Genomic DNA, 20673 nt, shown 5'->3' on the forward strand with positions numbered 1-20673 from the left:
TTTCAAAGTTGATTTATCAACTTTGTCAGCAAGCCGACTACAAGCTCGTACGAAAACTCGCTTTTACAAAGCTCTTCCGTGCTACCGCACTAAGTTTTCGGGGTAAATATGCCAAATCAAGGCATATTTACCTGGCTAATATAGGACTCGTGCCACAGCACGAAAAACCGCAGGCGATGTAATCGCCGAGGACCCATCCCAATTCAGCGTAGCTGAATTGATGGAAGGTCAGATGTCGCAGCGTTTCAAAGTTGATTTATCAACTTTGTCAGCAAACCGACACAAGCTTTATAAGTTTAAGAATTAAATCTAAATGGCAAAATTCACCCACAAAACAACACCCAAAGATGATAAAACCCATATTTTTTGATATAATTCATATATAATTAACTAACAAGATTATATATGAAATTTTTTATTAAGGAGAAATTATGAGAATTGCACGTGAGAAAATTTGGATATCAGGCTCTTCAGGTAGGCTTGGTTCATCCATGCTAAGACTTCTAGATCCATTAGATGCGGAAATCATAGCTACTGATGAGCATGAGGTAGATATTACAAATCAAGCAGAGGTAAGTCAATTTGTAGGACGTATTAGACCTCATACTATTATAAATTGTTCTGGATTATCAAATAGGGATAAGTGTGAGGCAAATCCTGATGATGCATATTTACTAAATGCTATTGGAGCTAGAAATATAGCCATAGCATCTAATAAGTATATGGCAAAACTTGTTCAATTATCTACTGCTGATGTTTTTGATGGAAATACTGATAAGCCTTACACAGAATTTGATAAGGCAAATCCTCAAACTATTTATGGAAAAAGTAATCTAGAAGGTGAAAATTATGTCAGAACGTTTTCTAACTATCACTTTATAGTTAGAGTAAGTAGACTTTATTCTAGAGAAAATCAATTTGTAGAAAATATTATAAAACAAGCTAAGACAGGTGAGGTAAAGGTTGCTAAAGACTTATATATGTCACCTACATCAGCCTATGACTTAGCCCAATTTATTATCAAACTTATCGAAACAAATTCCTTTGGTACTTACCATGCTTCTGCTGATGGTTTTACATCTATGTATGATTTTGCAAGTGAAATACTAGCATGTACTGGGATTGATGCAAATATTGATCAGCTACCGGATGACTTAGGAATGGGTATTAGGCCTGGGTTCTTTGCTATAGATGATTATATTGTAAAATTAACTAGTGGAGAAATGATTCCAAATTGGAAAGATAGCTTACACGCATATCTAGAAAGAGAGGGATTGAATGGAAAAAAATAAAAGAAAGATGTCCCAATCCAAAAAAATATTTATTGGCCTTATACTAGGTCTTATTTTTGGAATAATCTTGCATTCTTTTGTGCCCGATTCGCACTTTAAAAATGACATTTTAATTGATGGTATATTTTACACCATAGGCCAGCTTTTTATAAGACTAATGCAAATGTTGGTTGTACCTCTAGTATTTTTCTCAATTGCCGATGGTTGTAGAAACCTCGGAGATACAGAAACTCTAGGAAAAATTGGTATAAGAATTGTAATATTTTATATGTTTACAACAGCTCTTGCCATATTTATTGCCCTAAGCCTTGCAAGTGTAATAGGCCCAGGTAAGGGAATGAATATGAGTCTTGGAGATCAAAGTTTTGAATCTGTCGATACTGATATATCATTATCAGATACTATTCTAGACTTTATCCCAACTAACCCTATAGAAGCCTTGGCTACTGGAAATATGATTCAAATAATTATATTTGCAGTTTTAGTAGGTCTTTTAATAGCTACTATGGAAGATAGGTTAATAACTTTAGGAAATATAGTTACAGAAATGAATGACCTTATGATGGGTATGACTATGTGGGTTATGAAACTTGCACCAATTGGTGTATTTTTCTTAATCACTAGAACTTTTTCAAGTCTTGGTTATGATGCGATTATTTCGATGCTTTCATATATGGGAGCTGTACTAGGTAGTCTTGCAGTCCAACTATTAATTGTTTATATGCTTTTGATAGTAATATTTGTAAGAGTAAATCCATTTAAGTTTCTTAAAAAATTTGCTCCAGTTATGACCTTTGGATTTTCAACTGCTTCATCATCAGCAACAGTTCCAATCCATATTCAAACTCTAGATGATATGGGTGTAGATAAAAAAATATCATCATTTACTATTCCTTTAGGGGCTACTATAAATATGGATGGTACTGCAATCATGCAAGGGGTAGCAGTAATCTTTATTGCAAATGCTTATGGTATAGACTTAACTGCATCTGATTTTATGACTGTAATCCTTACTGCAACAATTGCATCAGTAGGTACAGCTGGCATCCCATCAGTTGGGCTTATCACCTTATCAATGGTTTTAGAATCAGTAGGGCTTCCAGTAGAGGGAATAGCAATTATTATGGGTATAGATAGAATCCTAGATATGGCAAGAACAACAGTAAACCTAACAGGAGATGCTGCTGGAACAATGATAGTAGCAAACTCAGTAGGGGCCTTTGATAAAGAAAAATTTAATAGATTATAAAAAATAAAAGCTGTTATGAATGTATAACAGCTTTTTATTTATTGTTTAATTCTTTATTTTGGCAGTCAGGACAAAGGCCTATAAATTCAAAATTATGGCCATTTATTATAAAACCAGTTTCTCTTTCTATTTTTTCTTCTAGTTCATGGACAGGGCAGTTATCTATTACAAACTTTTTATGGCAATTAGAGCAGGTTATAAAGTGCTTGTGCTTGCTATTATTTATCTGATAGTAGTTTAGCCCATCAAGGTTGGTAGTTTTTAATAAGACAGACTTTTCTTCTAAGATATTAAGATTTCTATAAATAGTAGATAAATCCATCTCATTTTCTTTTTTTAATTTTTCAAAAAGTTCTTCTGCTGATATGGGGTTTTCCTGTTTTTGTAAGGCTTCTAATATTATTTTTCTATTTTTAGTTACTTTTAGATTTTTTTCTTTTAATAGGTTGCTAATGGTCATTGTTAACCTCCAATATTATTATACAAGTATTTGACATATAAAAAAATTATTATATAATCTTAAATGCAAATGATTTGCATTAAATAAATGGAGGCAATTATGAAATATAAAAAAATGGCATTAGTACTGGCTCTAGGTGTGGGCTTAAGTGCTTGTAATAATCAACAACCAGTAGAAAATAATACAAAAACAGAAGTTAGTGAAGAAGCTAATAATGAGAAGGTTGATAAAAAAGTAGAAAACAGCAATCAAAATATGGAAAGTGTAAGTGTTTATGCGTCTTTCTTCCCAATTTATAATTTAACTAAGCAAATAGCAGGGGATAAATTTGATGTAAGGTCTTTTACTAATCTTAAAACAGAAAGCCACGGCTGGGAACCCTCAGCCAAAGATATTGCTGAGCTATCAAATAGCCAAGTTATGTTTATAAATGGTGCTGGTATGGAAGAGTGGGAGGAATCTCTAGAATCTTCTTCTGAGATAGAATTAGTAAATACTACAGTTAATATAGATTTATTAGAGGGAAGCCATGAAAATGAAGAAAACGAAGACCATGGGCATGAAGATTACGACAATGGCCACAACCACGGTGAATTTGACCCACACACTTGGCTTAGCCCAAAAAATGGTATAGCCCAAGCAAAAGTAATTGCAGAAAAATTATCTGAAATAGATCCAGCAAACAAAGATTATTATATGGATAATTGCAAAAAAATTGAAGAAGAACTTAATGCAATGATTGATGAATATACGGAAAAATTTGAAAATTTAGATAACAAAAACTTCTTGGTAAGTCACCAAGCCTTTGGTTATTTAGCTCACGATTTTGGCCTAAATCAGATAGCTCTTACAAGTCTGGGGGCAACAGAAGATGCTGATGCAAAAACATTAAGAGATGCTATACTTAAAGCTAAAAACCTAGGTATAAATACAGTATTTTATGAAATGGGTGGATCAGATAAATCAGCCAATACTATCGCAGATGAGATAGGAGCTAAGACAGTCCCTCTAAATACCTTAGAATTTGCAACTGATGAAGAATTAAATAATGGAACTAGCTATCAAGATTTGATAAAATATAACCTAGAAGAACTATACAAGTCTATGGAAAAATAAATGAATGTTATTGAAATAAAAAATTTAAATTTTGGATATAATGAAAAGTTAATATTAAAAGATATAAACTTAGAAGTAGAAAAAGGTGACTTTTTAGCCATATCTGGACAAAATGGTAGTGGAAAGACTACCTTAATAAAAATACTTACCAGAGAGCTTAAAAAACAAGATGGAGAAATAAATATTTTAGGTAAAGCTATAGAAAACATTGATGACTTTAGTGATATAGGCTATGTGCCACAACTTAGCGAGTCAAGGGATATTACTTTTCCCCTTACATGTTTTGAGTATGTAATTTTAAATCTTTATAGGGAGTTTAATGCATTTAAAAGACCTAGCAAAGAAACCATTAGAAAAACTAATGATATATTTAAAAGACTAGATATTGAAAGTTTAAAAGATAGGCCTTTTAATAAATTATCAGGTGGCCAGCAGCAGCGAGTAATGATTGCAAGATCAATGGTTGCAAGTCCTAAAATCCTTATCTTAGATGAACCGACAGTAGGTATTGATCAAAAGAGCAAAGAAGAGTTTTTGGACTTACTGGGCCATTTAAACAAAAGGCAAGATATTACAATCCTTATCATAAGCCATGAGATGGATCTTATAGATAAATTTGTAAATAAAACTAGGGTCTTAAAGGAGGGAAGGCTTATAAATGCTTGAATTTAATTTTATGCGCAGAGCCTTTGCTATAGGAATCATGCTTGCAATTATTATTCCTATGATTGGTATTATAATGATAAATAGAAAAACATCTATGATAGGAGATGCCCTAAGTCATAGCTCCCTTGCAGGAATTGGTCTTGGATTAATCTATGGGATAAATCCTATGTGGACATCCATCCTCATTTGTATTTTAGCAAGTTTTGCTATAGAAACTTTAAGGAAAAAATTTCCCAAATACGGAGATATGGCGACAGCTATTGTTATGAGTACAGGTATTGCCATTGCATCAATCTTATCTGACTTTACTCCTGGCGGGACAAACTTTGAGTCCTTTATGTTTGGATCAATTACTACAGTAAGCCAGGATGATTTATATATAGTTGCTCTTATTTTTGTAATTGTACTTATATCTTCTATTTATTTTTATTATGGACTTTTATATACATCAATAAACCCAGTTTTAGCAAGACTTGCAGGGGTAAATACAAGACTAATTAATAATTTATTTACCTTTATAACTGCCATTACAGTTGCTATTTCTGCAAAAACTGTTGGAGCTCTTATGATTACATCGCTTATGACTATTCCAGTTGCTTCCGCCATGGTTTTTACAAAATCTTACAAGTCTACCTTTAAAATCTCTATAGTTTTTTCAACTATCTTTATGGTTTTAGGAATTATAGCTAGCTACTATATGGGAATAAAACCTGGTGGAGCCATCGTCCTTATAGCAGTAGGATTTTTCATAATTATATCTTTAATATCATTTATCAGAACACGCAAATAGCAGGTTAGGGCCTGCTATTTTTCTATGCTATAATTTATATAGATGGAGGAATTAGAATGAAAATAATTATTTCACCTGCAAAAAGTTTTAAGAAAAATGAGGGGATAGAGACTGAGGGTCTACTATTTCCAGAAAAAACCAAGATTTTGGTAGATAAATTTAAAAAATATTCTATGAATGAGATGGGTAATCTCAATAGAACTAATGATAAATTAACAGAGAAAGCTTATTATGATTATCAAGAGTTTGACTTTGAAAATCTTGATAATCCAGCGATATTTGCCTATAATGGCCTTGTTTTTAAACAATTTGATAAAAATGACTTTGATGATTTGGATTATTTAAATGACCATGTTTATATAATATCTGCCCTATATGGACTTTTAAAACCTTTGACTGGTATGGCTGATTATAGGTTATACTTTGATAATTCAGATATTAACTTATATGAGTTTTGGGCAGATGATTTATATAAGGAATTATATAAAAATGATGATTTGATAATAAATTTAGCCAGCAAGGAATATACCAAGACTATCAGACCATTTTTAAAAAAGGATGATAAATTTCTTAGCCTAAGTTTTAAGGATGATAAGGATGGCAAACTTCGTTCCTATACAGCTTGGATGAAACAAGCCCGTGGCAGGATGCTAAAGGAAATTATTAGTAAAAAAATAGAAGACCCAGAAGATATTAAAAAGCTAGTAGTAAACGGCTACAAATACGACCCATATAACTCTACAGAAAATGAGTATGTCTATATAAGGAGTCACTCATGAGACTAATCCACCTATCAGACTTACATTTAGGAAAATATATAGGAAATTATTCGCTAATAGAAGATCAAAAGTACGCCCTAGACCAAATTCTAAATATTATTGATGAAAACAATGTCGATGTAATTATGATAGCAGGGGACATCTTTGATACAACAATAGCAAGTGTAGATGCCCTAAAACTTTATTCTGACTTTATAGATGAAATTATTTTTAAAAGAGAAAAGCCAGTCCTTGCTATAAGTGGTAACCACGATTCTGCCAAAAGATTAGATATAAATAGCAAGTTTTTTACAGAAAAAAATTACCATTTATTTGGAGAATATAAGGATGAAATAATCACTTTAGAAGATGAATACGGCAAGGTACACTTTCACCTAATACCATACATTTCTATAAACCAAGCTAGGCTTTTATTTGATGAAGAGATAGAAAATTTTACTGATCTTTATAAAAATTTATTAAAGAATAAGACATACGAAGATAGAAATGTGCTAATCACCCATTGCTATGCCAATAATATCGGTATAGAGGATGAGGATGCCTATAATGAAGGGCAAAAACCCCTTATAATTGGTGGATCAGATGCCATGGATGGGCATTTATTTTTAAACTTTGACTATGTAGCGTTAGGTCACTTGCACGGTAAACACTATGTAATAGATCCAAAAATAAGATATTCTGGGACCTTTATGAAATATTCTTTTGATGAAACAAAGGCTAGTAAGTCTGTGACCATAGTTGATATAACAGATAAGGTTGAGACTTTTGATGTGGAAATTAAACCCCTAAGAGATTTTAGAATAATCGAAGGACATTTTTCTGATATTATAAAAATGGATGCTAGCGATGATTATCTAAAATTTATCTTAGAAGATGATCACACAATCGATAATGCTATGGGGAAATTAAAGGAAAAATTCCCCCATGCAGTACAAATCACCTATAAAAATAGCGGGATATTCAATGCGACCAGTGATTTAAACCTTGATTTGACAAATAAGGATAGCCTTGAGCTTTTTAAGGAATTTTATAAGTACAAGATGGATGAAGAAATAAGTACTGATGAGCTAGAGCTAATAGGAAGGATTATAGAATGAAGCCTATAAAACTAGAACTAAGAGGATTTATCACCTACAAAGATAAAATAGACATAGATTTTACCAGGCTTTATGATAAAAAAATATTTATTATTTCTGGAGATACTGGTTCAGGGAAAACTAGTATCTTTGATGCTATAAGTTTTGCCCTATATGGCAAAACATCCCGTGATATCCCCATGGATAAGCTAAGGTCAGATTTTCTTACAGTGGAGGATTTATACACCTATGTGAAATTTAGCTTTGAAGTTGATAATAAAATTTATCAAATAGAGCGAATTCCAAGCCAAAGGGCAAAAAGAACAAAAATCGACCAAGACATCAAACATGCAGCAAACCTTTATGATATAACTGATGAAAAGATTTTGCTAGCTGAAAAAATAGGGGATGTTGAAAAAGAAATAATAAATATAATCGGCCTAGATAAAGACCAGTTTACCAAAGTAATGCTACTAGCCCAAGGAGAGTTTCAGCAATTCTTACATGCAAGTTCCAAAGACCGTACAGAGCTTTTAGGTAAAATCTTTAAAACAGACCAATACAAAAAAATCCAAGAAACCATAAAAGATAAATCCAAGGCCAGTAAAAAAGATTTGGAATATATAGATAGAAATCTTGAAAATGAAATAGAAAAAGATAGAGAGATAAATGACGCAATCGATAGTGGGGAAAGAATCACCCACGATTTTAAAGTAATTGTAGAAAAGATTGATAATATTAGAGCTAGTTATGAAAAAGACTTGGCTAGCAGAAAAGAAGCATATGATAAGGAAAATCAAACTTACAGCTCACTTTTAGAAAAAAGAGAAAAAGACAAAAATTTAAATGAAAATATCCTAAAATTTAGGGAAGTAAGCGCTAATCTAGAAGAAAAACAAAAGCAAGAGAGTTACTACATTGACCTTCGTGAAAAGAGAGAAAAAGCTACTTATGCTAAAAATATAGCCCTTATAGAAGATAATCTAGAAAAAAGTAAACAAAATCTAGTAGCAAATGAAAATCAATTAGAAAAAGCAAATAAAATCCTAGAAGAAATAGGTCAAGAAATAGAAAAAAGCAATGAGGATTATTTGCTAATTGATGAGAAAAATAAAAATCTAGATAAGCTTAAAATAAGCAAAACTAAGCTAAAAGACTCCATTAGTGAGCTAAAAGAATTTAAAGAAAAAGAAAAGGCCTACCTACAAATAGAAAAAGACTTGCTAAGTATAAGTGAAATAAATAAGGCAAATGAAGAATTGAAAGAAAAGCTAGAAAAAAATCGCAAGGACTTATATGACTTAAATAATAGTTTGGATGATAAAAGAAATGAGAGTCTATCTCTAGAGAAAAATCTTACTGATCTAAAACAAAGAAAAAAACAAGCTGATGATGAATTAGAAAGCTATAAGAAAAATCAAGATTTATTAGAAAAAATAAATGAAAATGAAAAAAACTTACTAGCTAAGAAAAAAGAACAAAGTCATTTACTTGGACAAGTAGAAAGTTTTGAGCAAAACAGAAAAATAATAGAAATAAATAAGCTCATAGATGACCTAAATGAGACAGGAACCTGCCCAGTATGTGGGGATAAGCATACAGATCATTTTGAACAGTTACCAGTAGAAGAAATAGATATAGAACTTATAAATAAAAACTTAAATCAGATAAATGCTGAAATAACAAAACTTAAAACAGAAAATAATTTTTATAAAGAGTCTATAATTAAAGTAAAAGAAATCGATCAAATCTTAAAAGAAAATTCTAGTCTTGAAGTTAAAATAGCTAATATAGAAAAAGAAAAAGAAGATTTAGAAAAATCTATAAATGAACTACTAGTAGCAAGTAAGGATAAAAAGGGAAATCTAAGTCAAAATACAGCTCATATAGAGAACAATAATAATCTATTAAATCAGTTAAAAGGAAAAACAAAGAATTCAGAAGAGTTAAAAATCTACTACCAGTCTAATAAGGAAAAGATGGAAGCTCTTGATTTAGAAAATTTATCTAGTGAACTAGAAGATCTAGATAAGAAGATAAACTCTTTAGAAGAAGAGATAAAAGAAATAGCTACAAAACATAATAATCTCCTAAACATTCAAACAAAAACTCAAACTGAGGTAAAAAATTATAAAGAAAATATTAAAAAGACTAAGGAAGACATTGAAAATACTAAGTCTGACTTAGATAAAAAAATATCAGAGCAATTTACAGATTTTAGTGAATACAAATCATACCTTGCCTTATTTGATGAAATAAAAGCTAAATCAGACCAAATAGATAGATATTTTAAAATTTTAGAGGAACTAAAAATCAACTTTAAAAACTTAAAAGAATTTGAGGGTAGAGACCTAGTTGATTTAGAAAAAATAGAAAATCAGATTAAAGAAGCTAGCCAAAGATTAGGTCAAATTAATGAAGAAATTTCAAATATCAAGGTCAAAATATTATCTATCAAAGATATATTAGCAAATATAAAAGTTTTAGAAGAAAAATACGAAAAATTATCTGATGAAAGTGTAATCCTAGATAAACTAGCAGAAATTGCCAATGGAGCAACAGGAAAGGTAGCCGGTAGGCAAAAGGTAGATTTTGAGACCTTTGTTTTAACTTATTATTTTGATAGGGTCCTAAATTATGCCAACCAAAGACTTTTACAAATGTCAAATGGACAATTTACAATGGCAAGAACTTCAGAAGGGCAAAATCTAAGGTCTCAATCAGGGCTAGATATAGAAATCTTAGATGCAAATACAGGAAAAACTCGTCCAGCATCTACTCTTTCCGGTGGAGAATCATTTTTAACTTCCCTTTCTCTAGCACTAGGTTTATCAGATGAGATAAGTGCAGAAAATGGTGGAATCACCATTGATACTTTATTTATAGATGAAGGATTTGGAACCTTATCTGATGATTATTTAGCAAAAGTTATAGAACAGATCGAAAAACTTTCCTATGACAATAAATTTGTAGGTCTAATTAGCCACGTAAATGAATTAAAAGATGCCATTGATGGTAAGATCCTTGTAACTTATCGAGAAGATAAGGGAAGTAGCTTAGAGGTAATAGCATGATAAATACAATTATTTCAAAGTCACCTAATGCTAATAGCATTTATATTTACAAAAAAATAGAAGAAAATTTAGATAATAAAGAAAGGGCATTTTTAATAGTCCCTGAGCAATATACCTTACAGTCTGATATTAACCTTATAGATAATATTTCCTATAAAACAGTAATGGATGCCAAGGTGTTGTCATTTTCATCCTTGTCTAGATTTATAATAGATAGGACCGGGGGCCTTGCTGATAATATCCTAAGTAAGTCTGGGAAAATTATTTTACTTAGCAACATATTAAGGGATATCAATGATGACTTAACCCTCTTTAAGGGCAAGTATAACAATATTGACTTTATAAATGATATAGAATCTATCATTACAAATATAAAGGACAATAACTTTGACCAAGCCTTTTATGAAAACATCAAAGAAAATTCTGATGATGAGATATTAAAATTAAAATTTAAAGAAATAAAGTTAATCTATGAGGCCTACCAAAAGGAAATAAAGGATAAGTTCCTCGACTCAGAAGATAGGTTAAACCAAGTCATTACAAGACTGCCTAGTTGCGACTTTTTAAAAGATGCAAATTTTTATTTTGATAAGTTTGACTATGTTTCTGATATAAAAATGGATTTTATAGCAGAGCTTGTAAGACTTGGAGCAAGGGTAAATGTAGCCCTTACCCTAGATAAGACTTTTATAAATAATCCCATGGCCAAAGACCTAGAAATCTATGATATGGCCAATAAATTTTATTATAGACTTAAGGATATTGCTAAGATAAATGAAATAAATCTAGAGACACAAATAAATCCCCACGATGATATTAACCACTTATGCGTAAATTTTGAAAGATATAATCCAGTAATCTATAAGGATAATCCTTCAGATATCCACTTGCTAGAATCTATTTCAACAAAAACAGAAGTAGAAAACATAGCCTTAACTATAAATAAATTAGTTTATGAAAACAACCTACGTTATAAGGATATAGCAATATATATTACAGATGCAGACCAATACGAAAATGAGATTAAAAAAGTATTTAATAGGTATGATTTGCCAGTCTTCCTTGATAAAACTAACAAATTATCCGATAACCATATTGTAAAAAGCTGGCTAGCAGCCCTTAGGCTTGTAATCTATGATTTTAACGCCCATGACTTATCTTACTTTTTAAGATCAAACATTTTTGACTTTGGAGAGGGTGCATCCGATAAGATAATAATTTTTCAAAATTATATCAACACTCGTAAAATAAAGGGCTCTATGTTTTTAGAAGACAAGTACTTTGACCTGGATATAGACTTTTATAAAAAGCTTTACAAGGATGATCCTTTTGGAGATGAAAAGTTACTTGCTAAAATAAATGAAGAAAAAATAGTAAAAGAAATTAGAAAAAAAGTAATAAAACTTTTAAGCAATTTATTAGAAATTAAAGAGAAAAATGAATCGACAACCTCAGAGATTATCGAGGCGATTTATGATATGATAAGCAATCCTTCTTTTATAAGGGGAATCAACAATTATCAAAATATTCTTCTAGAAGAAGGAGACCTAGATGACTATGATGAGAATGACCAGGTTTGGGATAAGTTTATTTCTATACTAGAAGAACTTATGAACCTAATGGCAGATAGAAAATCAACTTTAAAAGCAACTTACGATATCATCCTAGCTACTGCAGCAGACATTGATATAGGTATCATCCCACCAACTAAAGATCATATAACGGTCACAAATTTTAAAAGACCAAGAGTTTCCCAAAGACCAGTTAATTTTGCCCTAGGACTTAATGATACATTTTTCCCATCAAAAGCTAGTGGAGATTTCTTAGTAGGAAAAGAAGACAAGGATAAACTAGCTGACCTTAATCTAGATTTAAAAATCTATGAAGAAGATATGGAAGAACGCGAAAAGCTAAATCTTTATAAGATGATAAGTGTATCAGATAAAATTTATTTATCCTTTGCTTTAAGCGATAAGGATGGGGGAGCCATTAATAAGTCTATAGTTTTAAATGATATTTTAAAAATATTCCCAGCAATGAAAACAATAGATTTAACTAGTCTACCTTTAAATGAAATAATTTTTTCTGAAGAATTGTCACAAAAATATGCCATGGAAACTTTATGGAAGGTACAAAAAGGGGAAGAGATAGATAAAAATGATTTATTATTTACTAAATCTTACTTATCATATCTAAAAAATCACGGTAATTTTGAAACTATGGTAGATGGTTTATATTACTCAAATATTAAAAATAATTTAGATGAAGCTAATGCCAAAAATCTCTACCCTAAAAATCATTTTAATGTTACAGAAATAGAAACCTATTCTAAATGCCCATATAGGTACTTTGTAAACTTTGGTATCAAGCCTTACTATGAAGAAAATTATGATGTAGATGCAAGAGAGCTAGGATCGATAGTTCACAATTCTCTAGAAGATGTATCAAGGTTAATTAAAGATAAGGATGTAGAAAGTATCACAAATGAAGAGCTTGATCAATTAATTGTAGAAAATTTTTCTAAAAGTATAGATAACTATCTAGATAAGGCCCGTAAGGACAATCCACGTAATGAATTTATCCTAAATAACTTAATTAAAAATACAAAGAATAACTCTAAAGAAGTTATCAACCAACTTAAAAAAGGTGAATTTAAAGTAGCAGATGTAGAGGTAGACTTTGGTTATAACAAAGAAAATGGCCTGCCAGGAGTATATGTAGATGAGGAAAATTACCTCAGAGGTAGGATTGATAGGATAGATAAGGCATCAAAATATCTAAGGATTATAGACTATAAGACTGGTAAAAAAGTTTTTAAAATAGTAAATATTCTAAATGGTCTAGATCTCCAACTTTTAGTTTATATGATGAGTGCAAAAGCCGGGGGAAACGAAATTACTCCAATAGGATCATTTTATATGCCATTATCAGATGAACTTGAAAAAATGGATGGCGCATACGAAAAGTCTAATATCGAAAAAATTTATGAAGATAAGTTTAAAATGAATGGGCTCATTGTAAAAGTAAATGAGGAAGTCTTTAAGCTTATAGATAAGGAAAACTACGATAGTAAAAATATTGGGGTTATCGATACAAAAAACACTGATATTTTATCTACTGAAGAAGAGCAAATAGTAAATGATTTTGCCAAAGACCTTATCAGTAAATATATCAAAGAAATAAAAATGGGTAATATAAAACTTCATCCTATAAGATATTCTGATACACAAAATGAGTGCCAATACTGTGATTTTAAAGGCATATGTAAGTTTGATGAAAGTATCGATAGTGATAAGTATAGGGAATTTGATAAAAAGAAAACTATAACTGACCTTTATAAGGATAGGGAGGATCTAGATGAGTGATATAGTTTATACACCTGGCCAAGCAAAGGCCATAAAAGAGCGAAATAAAAATATAATAATTTCTGCTGCAGCTGGATCTGGTAAAACTAGGGTCTTAGTGGATAGGGTAATAAGCCTTATGCTAGATGAAAAAGTCCCTATAGATAAGATGATTATAGTTACCTTTACCAACAAGGCTTCTATTGAGATGAAAGATAGGATTAGAGAGGCCTTAGAAGATCAAATAGAAAATGATACTTCTAATAAATTTTTAAAAGACCAGCTAAAACTATTAAAACACGCCCACATCCAAACCCTCCACTCCTTTGCATCAGATATGCTTAGAGAATACTTTTACTATTTTGATGATCTTAGTCCAAACTTTAGCATTATTAGTGAAAATGCAAATGTAATTTTAAAAGAAGAGGCCATAGATGAAGTTTTTGATGAGGAATACGAAAAAAAAAGTGCTGACTTTCATAACTTTATCCACAATTTTGCCACCAGCCGCAATGACAGGGCAGCAAAATCAATCATTTTAAAAACTTACGATAAACTAACATCACAAATAGACCCTATAGCTTGGCTAGATAGCAAAACAGAAAGTCCTTTTGATTTTAATATTTTTAAAGAAATAGTAAGGGAAAAAGTAGATTTAATCTTAGCAGACATCAGCAAAAATAAAACCATAGCTAGGGAAAATAATTTGCGTGTCGAATATGAGGATATGCTTAGTGATGACTATAACCTTGTAAATAGTCTAAACCAGCTAATATTTACAGACTGGGACTTATTTATAGAAAAAGTCAATAAGGCAAAATTTACTACCATGGTAAGGGCTCGTAAAGATGAAAAAGACATCCAAGCTATTATAAAAAATAACAGGGACCTTTATAAAAAAGAATTAAAAAATATTAGCTCCCTAGTTTTAAATACAAATTCCCATATCATAAGTGAATTTGGCAAAAAAGAAGTAGAAGTTCTAAAAGAAATTAATTATCTAACCAAAAGATTTCTAAAAAAATACCAGGGCAAGAAGAAAGACAAGTCCTACCTTGACTTTAACGATATCGAATCGGAATTTATAAAACTAATAGACAATGAAGAGGCTAATCAAGTTTTAAGGGAAAGATTTGCCTATATATTCTTTGATGAGTACCAAGATAGTAACGAAATCCAAAACTATATCATAGAAAAATTAAAAAGAGAAGACAATTTATTCTTTGTAGGAGATGTCAAACAGTCTATATATGGCTTTAGACGTGCAGAGCCACAACTTTTCTTAGATAAGTTAGAATCATACGATAGTGATGAAGATAAAGACTCTATTAGGATAAACCTAAATGAAAACTTTAGGACAGATGAAGATATTATAGATTTTGTAAACTATATTTTTGATAGACTAATGACTAAGGAAGCTTCTGGTATAGATTATAAAAATGGCGGGCACAGGCTAAATCCTACCAAAGAATTTGATAAAGCTAATCCGAAATCAGAAATCCACGTCCTAGAAGAAAAGTTATCCGAAGAAAATCACTTGGTAAAAGTAATAGAAAATTTATTAGAAGAAGGCTATGAGTATAAGGATATAGCGATACTCCTTAGAAGTGGGGCCAAATCTTACCTATACGAAAATGCCTTTAAAAAAGCAGGCATTCCATTTTTTAATGATATAAGTAAGGTGTCTTTTGGCGCAGTAGAAGTTACATTTTTTATAAATATGCTAAAGCTAATTGCAAATCCAAAAGATGACATCACTCTTTTATCAGTGATCCGTAGTGATATATATAAGTTTAGTGAAGATGATATAGCAGCTATTAGGCTAAATTCAAAATATGCTAAATTCTACGAAGCTTTTGAAAATTACGATAAAGAAGATGAAATTTTAATAAAAATTAATGACTTTAAAACTGCCTTTAATGATTTTTCCTACCAATTATCCCTCATGGACTTATATGAATTTGGAAATTATATTTTTGAAAATTCTAAGTTTTATGAATTTTTAATAGCCCGTGATAGGGCAAGTGATAGGATAGCCAATGTTGAAGCCTTTATAGATCTTATGAGCGATTTTGAAGTCAATAATGAAAATGGCTTGTACGGATTTTTGGACTATGTAGAAAATTTATCCTTATATCAAACGGATAATATAAACCCAGCCCGTGAATTATCAGAAAATGAAAATCTTGTTAGAATTATGACCATTCATAAGTCCAAGGGATTAGAGTTTCCAGTAGTTATTTTAGCAGATGCCAATAAGAGATTTAATAACAAGCACCTAAGAGAGAGTGTAGTTTTTGATGATGACCTTGGTATAGGTATAAATGTGGCTGATTATGAAAATAAAATAAGGCTAACTTCCCTTAAAAAAGACCTTATCACAGAAAAAATGACCATGGAAAATAAAAGAGAAGAGATGAGAGTCCTCTACGTTGCACTAACCCGTGCTATAAATAAACTTATAGTAGTAGGTAATAGAAATCTAAACACGGTAAATAAATTAAATGGTAGGGATGATTATCTAAATATGTCAACCTATCTAGATTGGATTATAGCAAGTCTTGCTGATGATAAGATAAGTCTAGATCTACTAGAAAATGAATACACTACAGATGAACTTTCTAATATTGCAGAAATTTTAACCTTTACAGAAGAAAATGACTATGAAGTAAATAAGGGAGAAGATATTTCTAATATTTTAGCCACTAGTGTTCATGATAAGCTTTATGATAAATTTGTAAATTTATTTACAAAAGAATATGAGTTTGAGGCTGACACTAAAGACTCTATTAAAAAATCTGTAACAGAGATTAGCAAGAATTTTAATCCAGAAGAAGATGGCTACGAGCTACCATCCTACAGTAAATTTGAAAGCACAGGAGAATTTAGAAAACCAAACTTTATTTCAAAAGTAAAGGAATATAAGCCAACCGATAGGGGAACTATCATCCATAAAGTTTTTCAGGGGCTAAACTATCAAAAATATGACAATAGGAGCCTAGCGCGCGGCCTAGATAGGTTAGTTTTGGAAAATAAAATAAAACAAGAAGAGCTAAAAGTAATAGAAGAAGAAAAAATAATAGCATATTTTAAAAATCCTCTAATAAAAAATCTCTACCAAAATGCAGAAAATATCAGAAAAGAAGAAACTTTCTTGATGAAATATGAGGACTATTATGTAAATGGACAAATAGATATCATGTTTGAATTTGAAGATGAGACAGTCTTACTAGACTTTAAAACTGATAAGATAAAAAGAGAAGGTCTATATGATGACCAGCTAAAAATATATAAATTAGCTATTGAAGAAAGTCTAAAAAAACCAGTAACAAAATCTTATATTTATTGGTATAATTTTTCTGAGCTAGAAGAAGTAAATAAATAAGAAAAATCCCTTAGAGATGAAATTATCTAAGGGATTTTTTAATAAAAACCTCCATTTATATGGATTATATCACCAGTTATATAGCTTGCCTCATCTGATATAAGATACCTTACAAGGCCTGCAATTTCTTCCGGTTTTGCAAACCTATTTGTAGCTACTTCATTTTTTAATGCTTCTAATTCTTCCTTGCTAAAATCATTTTTCATCATATCAGTTTCAACAATCCCTGGGGCAATAGCATTTACACGGATTCCGGATGGGGCAAGTTCCTTGGCCATCGCTTTTGTAAATGTATTTATAGCACCTTTTGATGTAGAATATAGGGATTCCATGCTAGCACCGAAATCTCCCCAAATGGAGCTCATATTTATAATTACTCCGTATTGGTTAGAAATCATATTTGGAATGGCACGTTTACTATTTAGAAAAACTGAATTGAGGTTGGTATTTATAACATTTTGCCAAGTATCAAAGTCTATATCTTGGATAAGGGAAAAGTGAGAAATTCCTGCATTATTTATTAAAATATCAACATGGCCAAAGTTTTGCTCAGCTATGGCAAACATATTTTCTACTTCACCTTCCTTAGAGGCATCAGCTTTTATAGCAATAACATTTGGATTAGTTTCTCTAAGTTCATTCATTAATTTAATAGCTTGATTTTTACTCTTGTTATAATTAATTATTATCTTATACTCATCATTTAGTCTTCTAGCAATGGCAGCACCTATGCCACGAGAAGATCCTGTTATTAAAACTGTTTTCATATTAAAATTATAACACAATAGGGTATATAAAATAGCAAAGGAGTGAATATTATGGATTATTTTACATTAAATGACGGCACAAAAGTACCTGCAATAGGGTTTGGTACTTATAAAATAACTGAAGAAAAAGATATGGACCTTGCAGTAGAAACTGCACTTAAGGCTGGTTATACTTATTTTGATACAGCTAAGTTTTACGAAAATGAAGACCTTTTAGGAAAATATTTAAAAACATATGCTAAAAATCGCGAAGATTATCAAATAGCTACAAAAATATGGCCAAATGCTTACTCTGCTGATAAGGCAAAAGAATCTATTGATGGATCTTTAAAAGATTTAGGTGTTGACTACCTAGATGTAGCATTATTACACTGGTATGGAGAAAACTATAAAGAAGCTTGGAAAGTTTTAAATGATTACAAGGACCAAGGTATCATAAAAAGCATTGGTGTATGTAACTTTTCTATAAAGCAAATGTCAGAGTTATTAAAAGAGGGGCCAGTACCAGTTGTTGACCAATTAGAAAGCCACCTACACTTACAAGATAAGGATACTCACCAGTTTTTAAAAGAAAATAAAATTCTTCACCAAGCATGGGGACCACTTGCCCAAGGTAAGTCGAATTTACTAGATGAAGATGTCCTAGAAGATATTGGTAAGAAATATAACAAAACTCCAGCTCAAATTGCCCTAAAATGGAATATTGAAAGAGGAGTTATGGTTTTAGTAAAATCATCTCATGAAGAAAGAATATATGAAAATATAGATTTATTTGACTTTAACCTAACAGATGAAGATATGAATGCCCTAGCAAGTCTTGATAAAAAAGAAAGATATTCTGCAGATCCTGAAGATAAGGAATGGTTAGAAAAAGCTGCTAATATGTAATTTTATTATTATATATTAATATAAGATTGCTAAATAGAGGCCTTATTAAATAAATTTGCAATATTGTTTATGATTATAAAATTAATATTTGACAAGTAAATTTAATTGGCCTATAATAGCTTTAACAATACTTATTTAAATTTAAAAAATTATGAAAAAAAGAGTAGGCTTATCTATAAGCACAGAGAGTTGGAGTTTGGTGAGATCCATCCTTAAAAGTAAGTTCGAAAATCATTTTTCTTTTGCACATCTGAACTAAGTAAGATGTGTCGCCATGGTTGGCGTTATCAAAACCCGGCATTGTTAGATGCTTGAGTTGCTTATTTTATATAAGAATAAAGGTGGTAACGCGGAAATTTTCGTCCTTTGTCTATTGTAGACAAGGGACTTTTTTATTGGATAAATATTGAGGAATAAATTTTTTGGAGGAAATAATGAAAAAATTAACAAGAAGTCAATTTTTACAAGTTAGCATAATGCTATTTGGTTTATTTTTTGGAGCTGGAAACTTAATTTTCCCACCACTTTTAGGTAACCAAGCGGGTACTGCTACTTATATTTCACTACTGGCTTTTAGCGTTACTGCCGTGTTATTCCCGGTTGTTGGGTCGATATTAGTAGGAAAAACCAATGGCTTAACAAACTTAGCTAATAGGGTCGGACCAGTGTTTTCAGTTGTATTTACAACAGCGATATATTTATCAATAGGACCAGGTCTTGGTATACCAAGAGCAGGATCTGTTCCATTTGAAATGGCCATAGCGCCTTATGTGCCAGAAAGTTTTAGTTTGGGGCTAGCTAGATTTTTATATACTCTGGTATTTTTTGCCATAGCTATGACTATATGCCTAAAGCCTAATAAATTAGTAAAAAGAATAGGTAAGTACCTTACACCAACTTTATTAGTTCTTATATTTATAATGTTTATAAGAGTAGTTACAATGAGTAGAAATGTTGCAATGCCTACAGGTGATTATGCGACAGGACCTGTTACAAAAGGATTTTTAGCAGGTTATGATACTATGGATGCGGTAGCTGCTTTAAATTTTGGTTTTGTAATAGCCCAAGCTATAAGAAGATTTGGAATAACTGATGAAAAAGAAGTGACAAAATATGAAGTAAAGGCTGGAATGCTTGCAGGAACTGTATTATTTATAGTTTATGCTATGCTTGCAACTATAGGTATGATAGGATCAGCAAAATTTAGAGGTCTTGAAAATGGGGCCCAAGTTTTAACAGAAACTGTTAAATTTGTTTTAGGAGATTTTGGTTTAGTGCTTCTTGCATCAATATTTACTCTAGCATGTCTTACAACATGTGTGGGGCTTATAACAAGTGGAGGAGAATACTTTGAATCTTTATTCAACAATAAATTGTCATATAAAAGCTGGGTTTTTATATGGACTTTATTCTCATTTATAATGGCAAACTTTGGTTTAAATAAATTGTTAGAATTCTCAGTGCCTCTTTTACAAATAATATATCCAGTTGCCCTAGTGCTTATAGTTATGGGTATAAGCCATGATTATGTAAATTATTCAAGAGTGGCTTATATATCTGCTGCTGTAGTATCAGTTGTCCTTCCTTTAGTAGAAGTTTTAGATAAAACATTTAATCTAAATCTTGGAGTTTTTACTGATATGTTGGTTTCTCTTCCCTTATATAAAGAAGGTCTTTCTTGGTTATTACCAACTTTAGTAGTTTTAGTACTAGCAACCTTAGTTTCTAAAGTAATGGTGGGTTTAAGACAAACGAATGTAGCAAGAACAACTAATAATTAAGAATAA

The 20673-nt window shown here is 31.0% G+C and carries 14 protein-coding genes and 1 other annotated feature; of the genes, 12 read left to right on the plus strand and 2 right to left on the minus strand.

The window, feature by feature from the left end:
- Positions 1 to 431: 431 nt before the first annotated feature.
- Together AB9Q04_RS06290 and AB9Q04_RS06295 are read left to right on the plus strand one after the other, a co-directional pair.
- Entirely contained in the window at positions 432 to 1292 is an 861-nt protein-coding gene (locus AB9Q04_RS06290; protein ID WP_410024494.1) for an SDR family oxidoreductase, read from the plus strand.
- Complete coding sequence (locus tag AB9Q04_RS06295; RefSeq protein WP_410024495.1) at positions 1279 to 2541, plus strand: dicarboxylate/amino acid:cation symporter; 1263 nt, start codon at positions 1279 to 1281, stop codon at positions 2539 to 2541. Before AB9Q04_RS06290 ends, AB9Q04_RS06295 begins: the two co-directional genes overlap by 14 nt.
- 34 nt (positions 2542 to 2575) lie before the next feature.
- On the opposite strand, the gene AB9Q04_RS06300 is transcribed toward AB9Q04_RS06295, so the two are convergent.
- Complete coding sequence (locus AB9Q04_RS06300) at positions 2576 to 3001, minus strand: Fur family transcriptional regulator (RefSeq protein WP_410024496.1); 426 nt, start codon at positions 2999 to 3001, stop codon at positions 2576 to 2578.
- Positions 3002 to 3100: 99 nt separating this feature from the next.
- On the opposite strand from AB9Q04_RS06300, the gene AB9Q04_RS06305 reads away from it, so the two are divergent.
- The 8 genes from AB9Q04_RS06305 to addA are packed head-to-tail and all read left to right on the plus strand — an operon-like array spanning position 3101 to position 17231.
- Positions 3101 to 4117 (plus strand): metal ABC transporter solute-binding protein, Zn/Mn family, encoded by a 1017-nt coding sequence (locus tag AB9Q04_RS06305; RefSeq protein WP_410024497.1) that lies wholly within the window; start codon positions 3101 to 3103, stop codon positions 4115 to 4117.
- Entirely contained in the window at positions 4118 to 4783 is a 666-nt protein-coding gene (locus AB9Q04_RS06310; protein WP_410024498.1) for a metal ABC transporter ATP-binding protein, read from the plus strand.
- A complete protein-coding gene (locus AB9Q04_RS06315; protein ID WP_410024500.1) occupies positions 4776 to 5573 on the plus strand; it encodes a metal ABC transporter permease in 798 nt (265 codons plus the stop codon). Before AB9Q04_RS06310 ends, AB9Q04_RS06315 begins: the two co-directional genes overlap by 8 nt.
- 56 nt (positions 5574 to 5629) lie before the next feature.
- Positions 5630 to 6352, plus strand: a complete 723-nt coding sequence (yaaA, locus tag AB9Q04_RS06320) for a peroxide stress protein YaaA (RefSeq protein ID WP_410024501.1) — start codon at positions 5630 to 5632, stop codon at positions 6350 to 6352.
- Positions 6349 to 7449 (plus strand): exonuclease SbcCD subunit D, encoded by a 1101-nt coding sequence (locus tag AB9Q04_RS06325; protein WP_410024502.1) that lies wholly within the window; start codon positions 6349 to 6351, stop codon positions 7447 to 7449. The genes yaaA and AB9Q04_RS06325 overlap by 4 nt, the downstream gene beginning before the upstream one ends.
- Entirely contained in the window at positions 7446 to 10502 is a 3057-nt protein-coding gene (locus AB9Q04_RS06330) for an AAA family ATPase (protein WP_410024503.1), read from the plus strand. The genes AB9Q04_RS06325 and AB9Q04_RS06330 overlap by 4 nt, the downstream gene beginning before the upstream one ends.
- Positions 10499 to 13867, plus strand: coding sequence for a PD-(D/E)XK nuclease family protein (locus tag AB9Q04_RS06335; protein ID WP_410024504.1), 3369 nt, complete (start codon positions 10499 to 10501; stop codon positions 13865 to 13867). The genes AB9Q04_RS06330 and AB9Q04_RS06335 overlap by 4 nt, the downstream gene beginning before the upstream one ends.
- Positions 13860 to 17231, plus strand: coding sequence for a helicase-exonuclease AddAB subunit AddA (gene addA, locus AB9Q04_RS06340; RefSeq protein ID WP_410024505.1), 3372 nt, complete (start codon positions 13860 to 13862; stop codon positions 17229 to 17231). Before AB9Q04_RS06335 ends, addA begins: the two co-directional genes overlap by 8 nt.
- A gap of 38 nt (positions 17232 to 17269) precedes the next feature.
- Here addA and ymfI read toward each other — a convergent pair whose 3' ends face one another.
- Positions 17270 to 17998, minus strand: a complete 729-nt coding sequence (ymfI, locus tag AB9Q04_RS06345) for an elongation factor P 5-aminopentanone reductase (RefSeq protein ID WP_410024506.1) — start codon at positions 17996 to 17998, stop codon at positions 17270 to 17272.
- Between the two features lie 51 nt (positions 17999 to 18049).
- Here ymfI and AB9Q04_RS06350 point away from each other — a divergent pair, with 51 nt between their 5' ends.
- Together AB9Q04_RS06350 and brnQ are read left to right on the plus strand one after the other, a co-directional pair.
- On the plus strand, positions 18050 to 18886 hold the full coding sequence (locus AB9Q04_RS06350; RefSeq protein ID WP_410024507.1) for an aldo/keto reductase: 837 nt from the start codon (positions 18050 to 18052) through the stop codon (positions 18884 to 18886).
- 142 nt (positions 18887 to 19028) lie between these two features.
- Positions 19029 to 19256 (plus strand) — a binding site (T-box leader).
- A 64-nt stretch (positions 19257 to 19320) separates the two neighbouring features.
- Positions 19321 to 20667, plus strand: a complete 1347-nt coding sequence (gene brnQ, locus AB9Q04_RS06355; protein WP_410024508.1) for a branched-chain amino acid transport system II carrier protein — start codon at positions 19321 to 19323, stop codon at positions 20665 to 20667.
- Positions 20668 to 20673 lie beyond the last annotated feature (6 nt).

It is taken from the genome of Anaerococcus groningensis, from assembly GCF_046365465.1.
Taxonomy (GTDB): Bacteria; Bacillota; Clostridia; order Tissierellales; family Peptoniphilaceae; genus Anaerococcus; species Anaerococcus groningensis.

What these genes read in the sequence shown, in the direction of transcription:
- AB9Q04_RS06305 (WP_410024497.1), top strand. Translation starts at nt 3,101, where the DNA reads ATGAAATATAAAAAAATGGCATTAGTACTGGCTCTAGGTGTGGGCTTA.
- AB9Q04_RS06310 (WP_410024498.1), top strand. Translation starts at nt 4,118, where the DNA reads ATGAATGTTATTGAAATAAAAAATTTAAATTTTGGATATAATGAAAAG.
- ymfI (WP_410024506.1), bottom strand. Translation starts at nt 17,998, where the DNA reads ATGAAAACAGTTTTAATAACAGGATCTTCTCGTGGCATAGGTGCTGCC.
- AB9Q04_RS06335 (WP_410024504.1), top strand. Translation starts at nt 10,499, where the DNA reads ATGATAAATACAATTATTTCAAAGTCACCTAATGCTAATAGCATTTAT.
- AB9Q04_RS06325 (WP_410024502.1), top strand. Translation starts at nt 6,349, where the DNA reads ATGAGACTAATCCACCTATCAGACTTACATTTAGGAAAATATATAGGA.
- AB9Q04_RS06295 (WP_410024495.1), top strand. Translation starts at nt 1,279, where the DNA reads ATGGAAAAAAATAAAAGAAAGATGTCCCAATCCAAAAAAATATTTATT.
- AB9Q04_RS06330 (WP_410024503.1), top strand. Translation starts at nt 7,446, where the DNA reads ATGAAGCCTATAAAACTAGAACTAAGAGGATTTATCACCTACAAAGAT.
- brnQ (WP_410024508.1), top strand. Translation starts at nt 19,321, where the DNA reads ATGAAAAAATTAACAAGAAGTCAATTTTTACAAGTTAGCATAATGCTA.
- addA (WP_410024505.1), top strand. Translation starts at nt 13,860, where the DNA reads ATGAGTGATATAGTTTATACACCTGGCCAAGCAAAGGCCATAAAAGAG.
- yaaA (WP_410024501.1), top strand. Translation starts at nt 5,630, where the DNA reads ATGAAAATAATTATTTCACCTGCAAAAAGTTTTAAGAAAAATGAGGGG.
- AB9Q04_RS06300 (WP_410024496.1), bottom strand. Translation starts at nt 3,001, where the DNA reads ATGACCATTAGCAACCTATTAAAAGAAAAAAATCTAAAAGTAACTAAA.
- AB9Q04_RS06350 (WP_410024507.1), top strand. Translation starts at nt 18,050, where the DNA reads ATGGATTATTTTACATTAAATGACGGCACAAAAGTACCTGCAATAGGG.
- AB9Q04_RS06315 (WP_410024500.1), top strand. Translation starts at nt 4,776, where the DNA reads ATGCTTGAATTTAATTTTATGCGCAGAGCCTTTGCTATAGGAATCATG.
- AB9Q04_RS06290 (WP_410024494.1), top strand. Translation starts at nt 432, where the DNA reads ATGAGAATTGCACGTGAGAAAATTTGGATATCAGGCTCTTCAGGTAGG.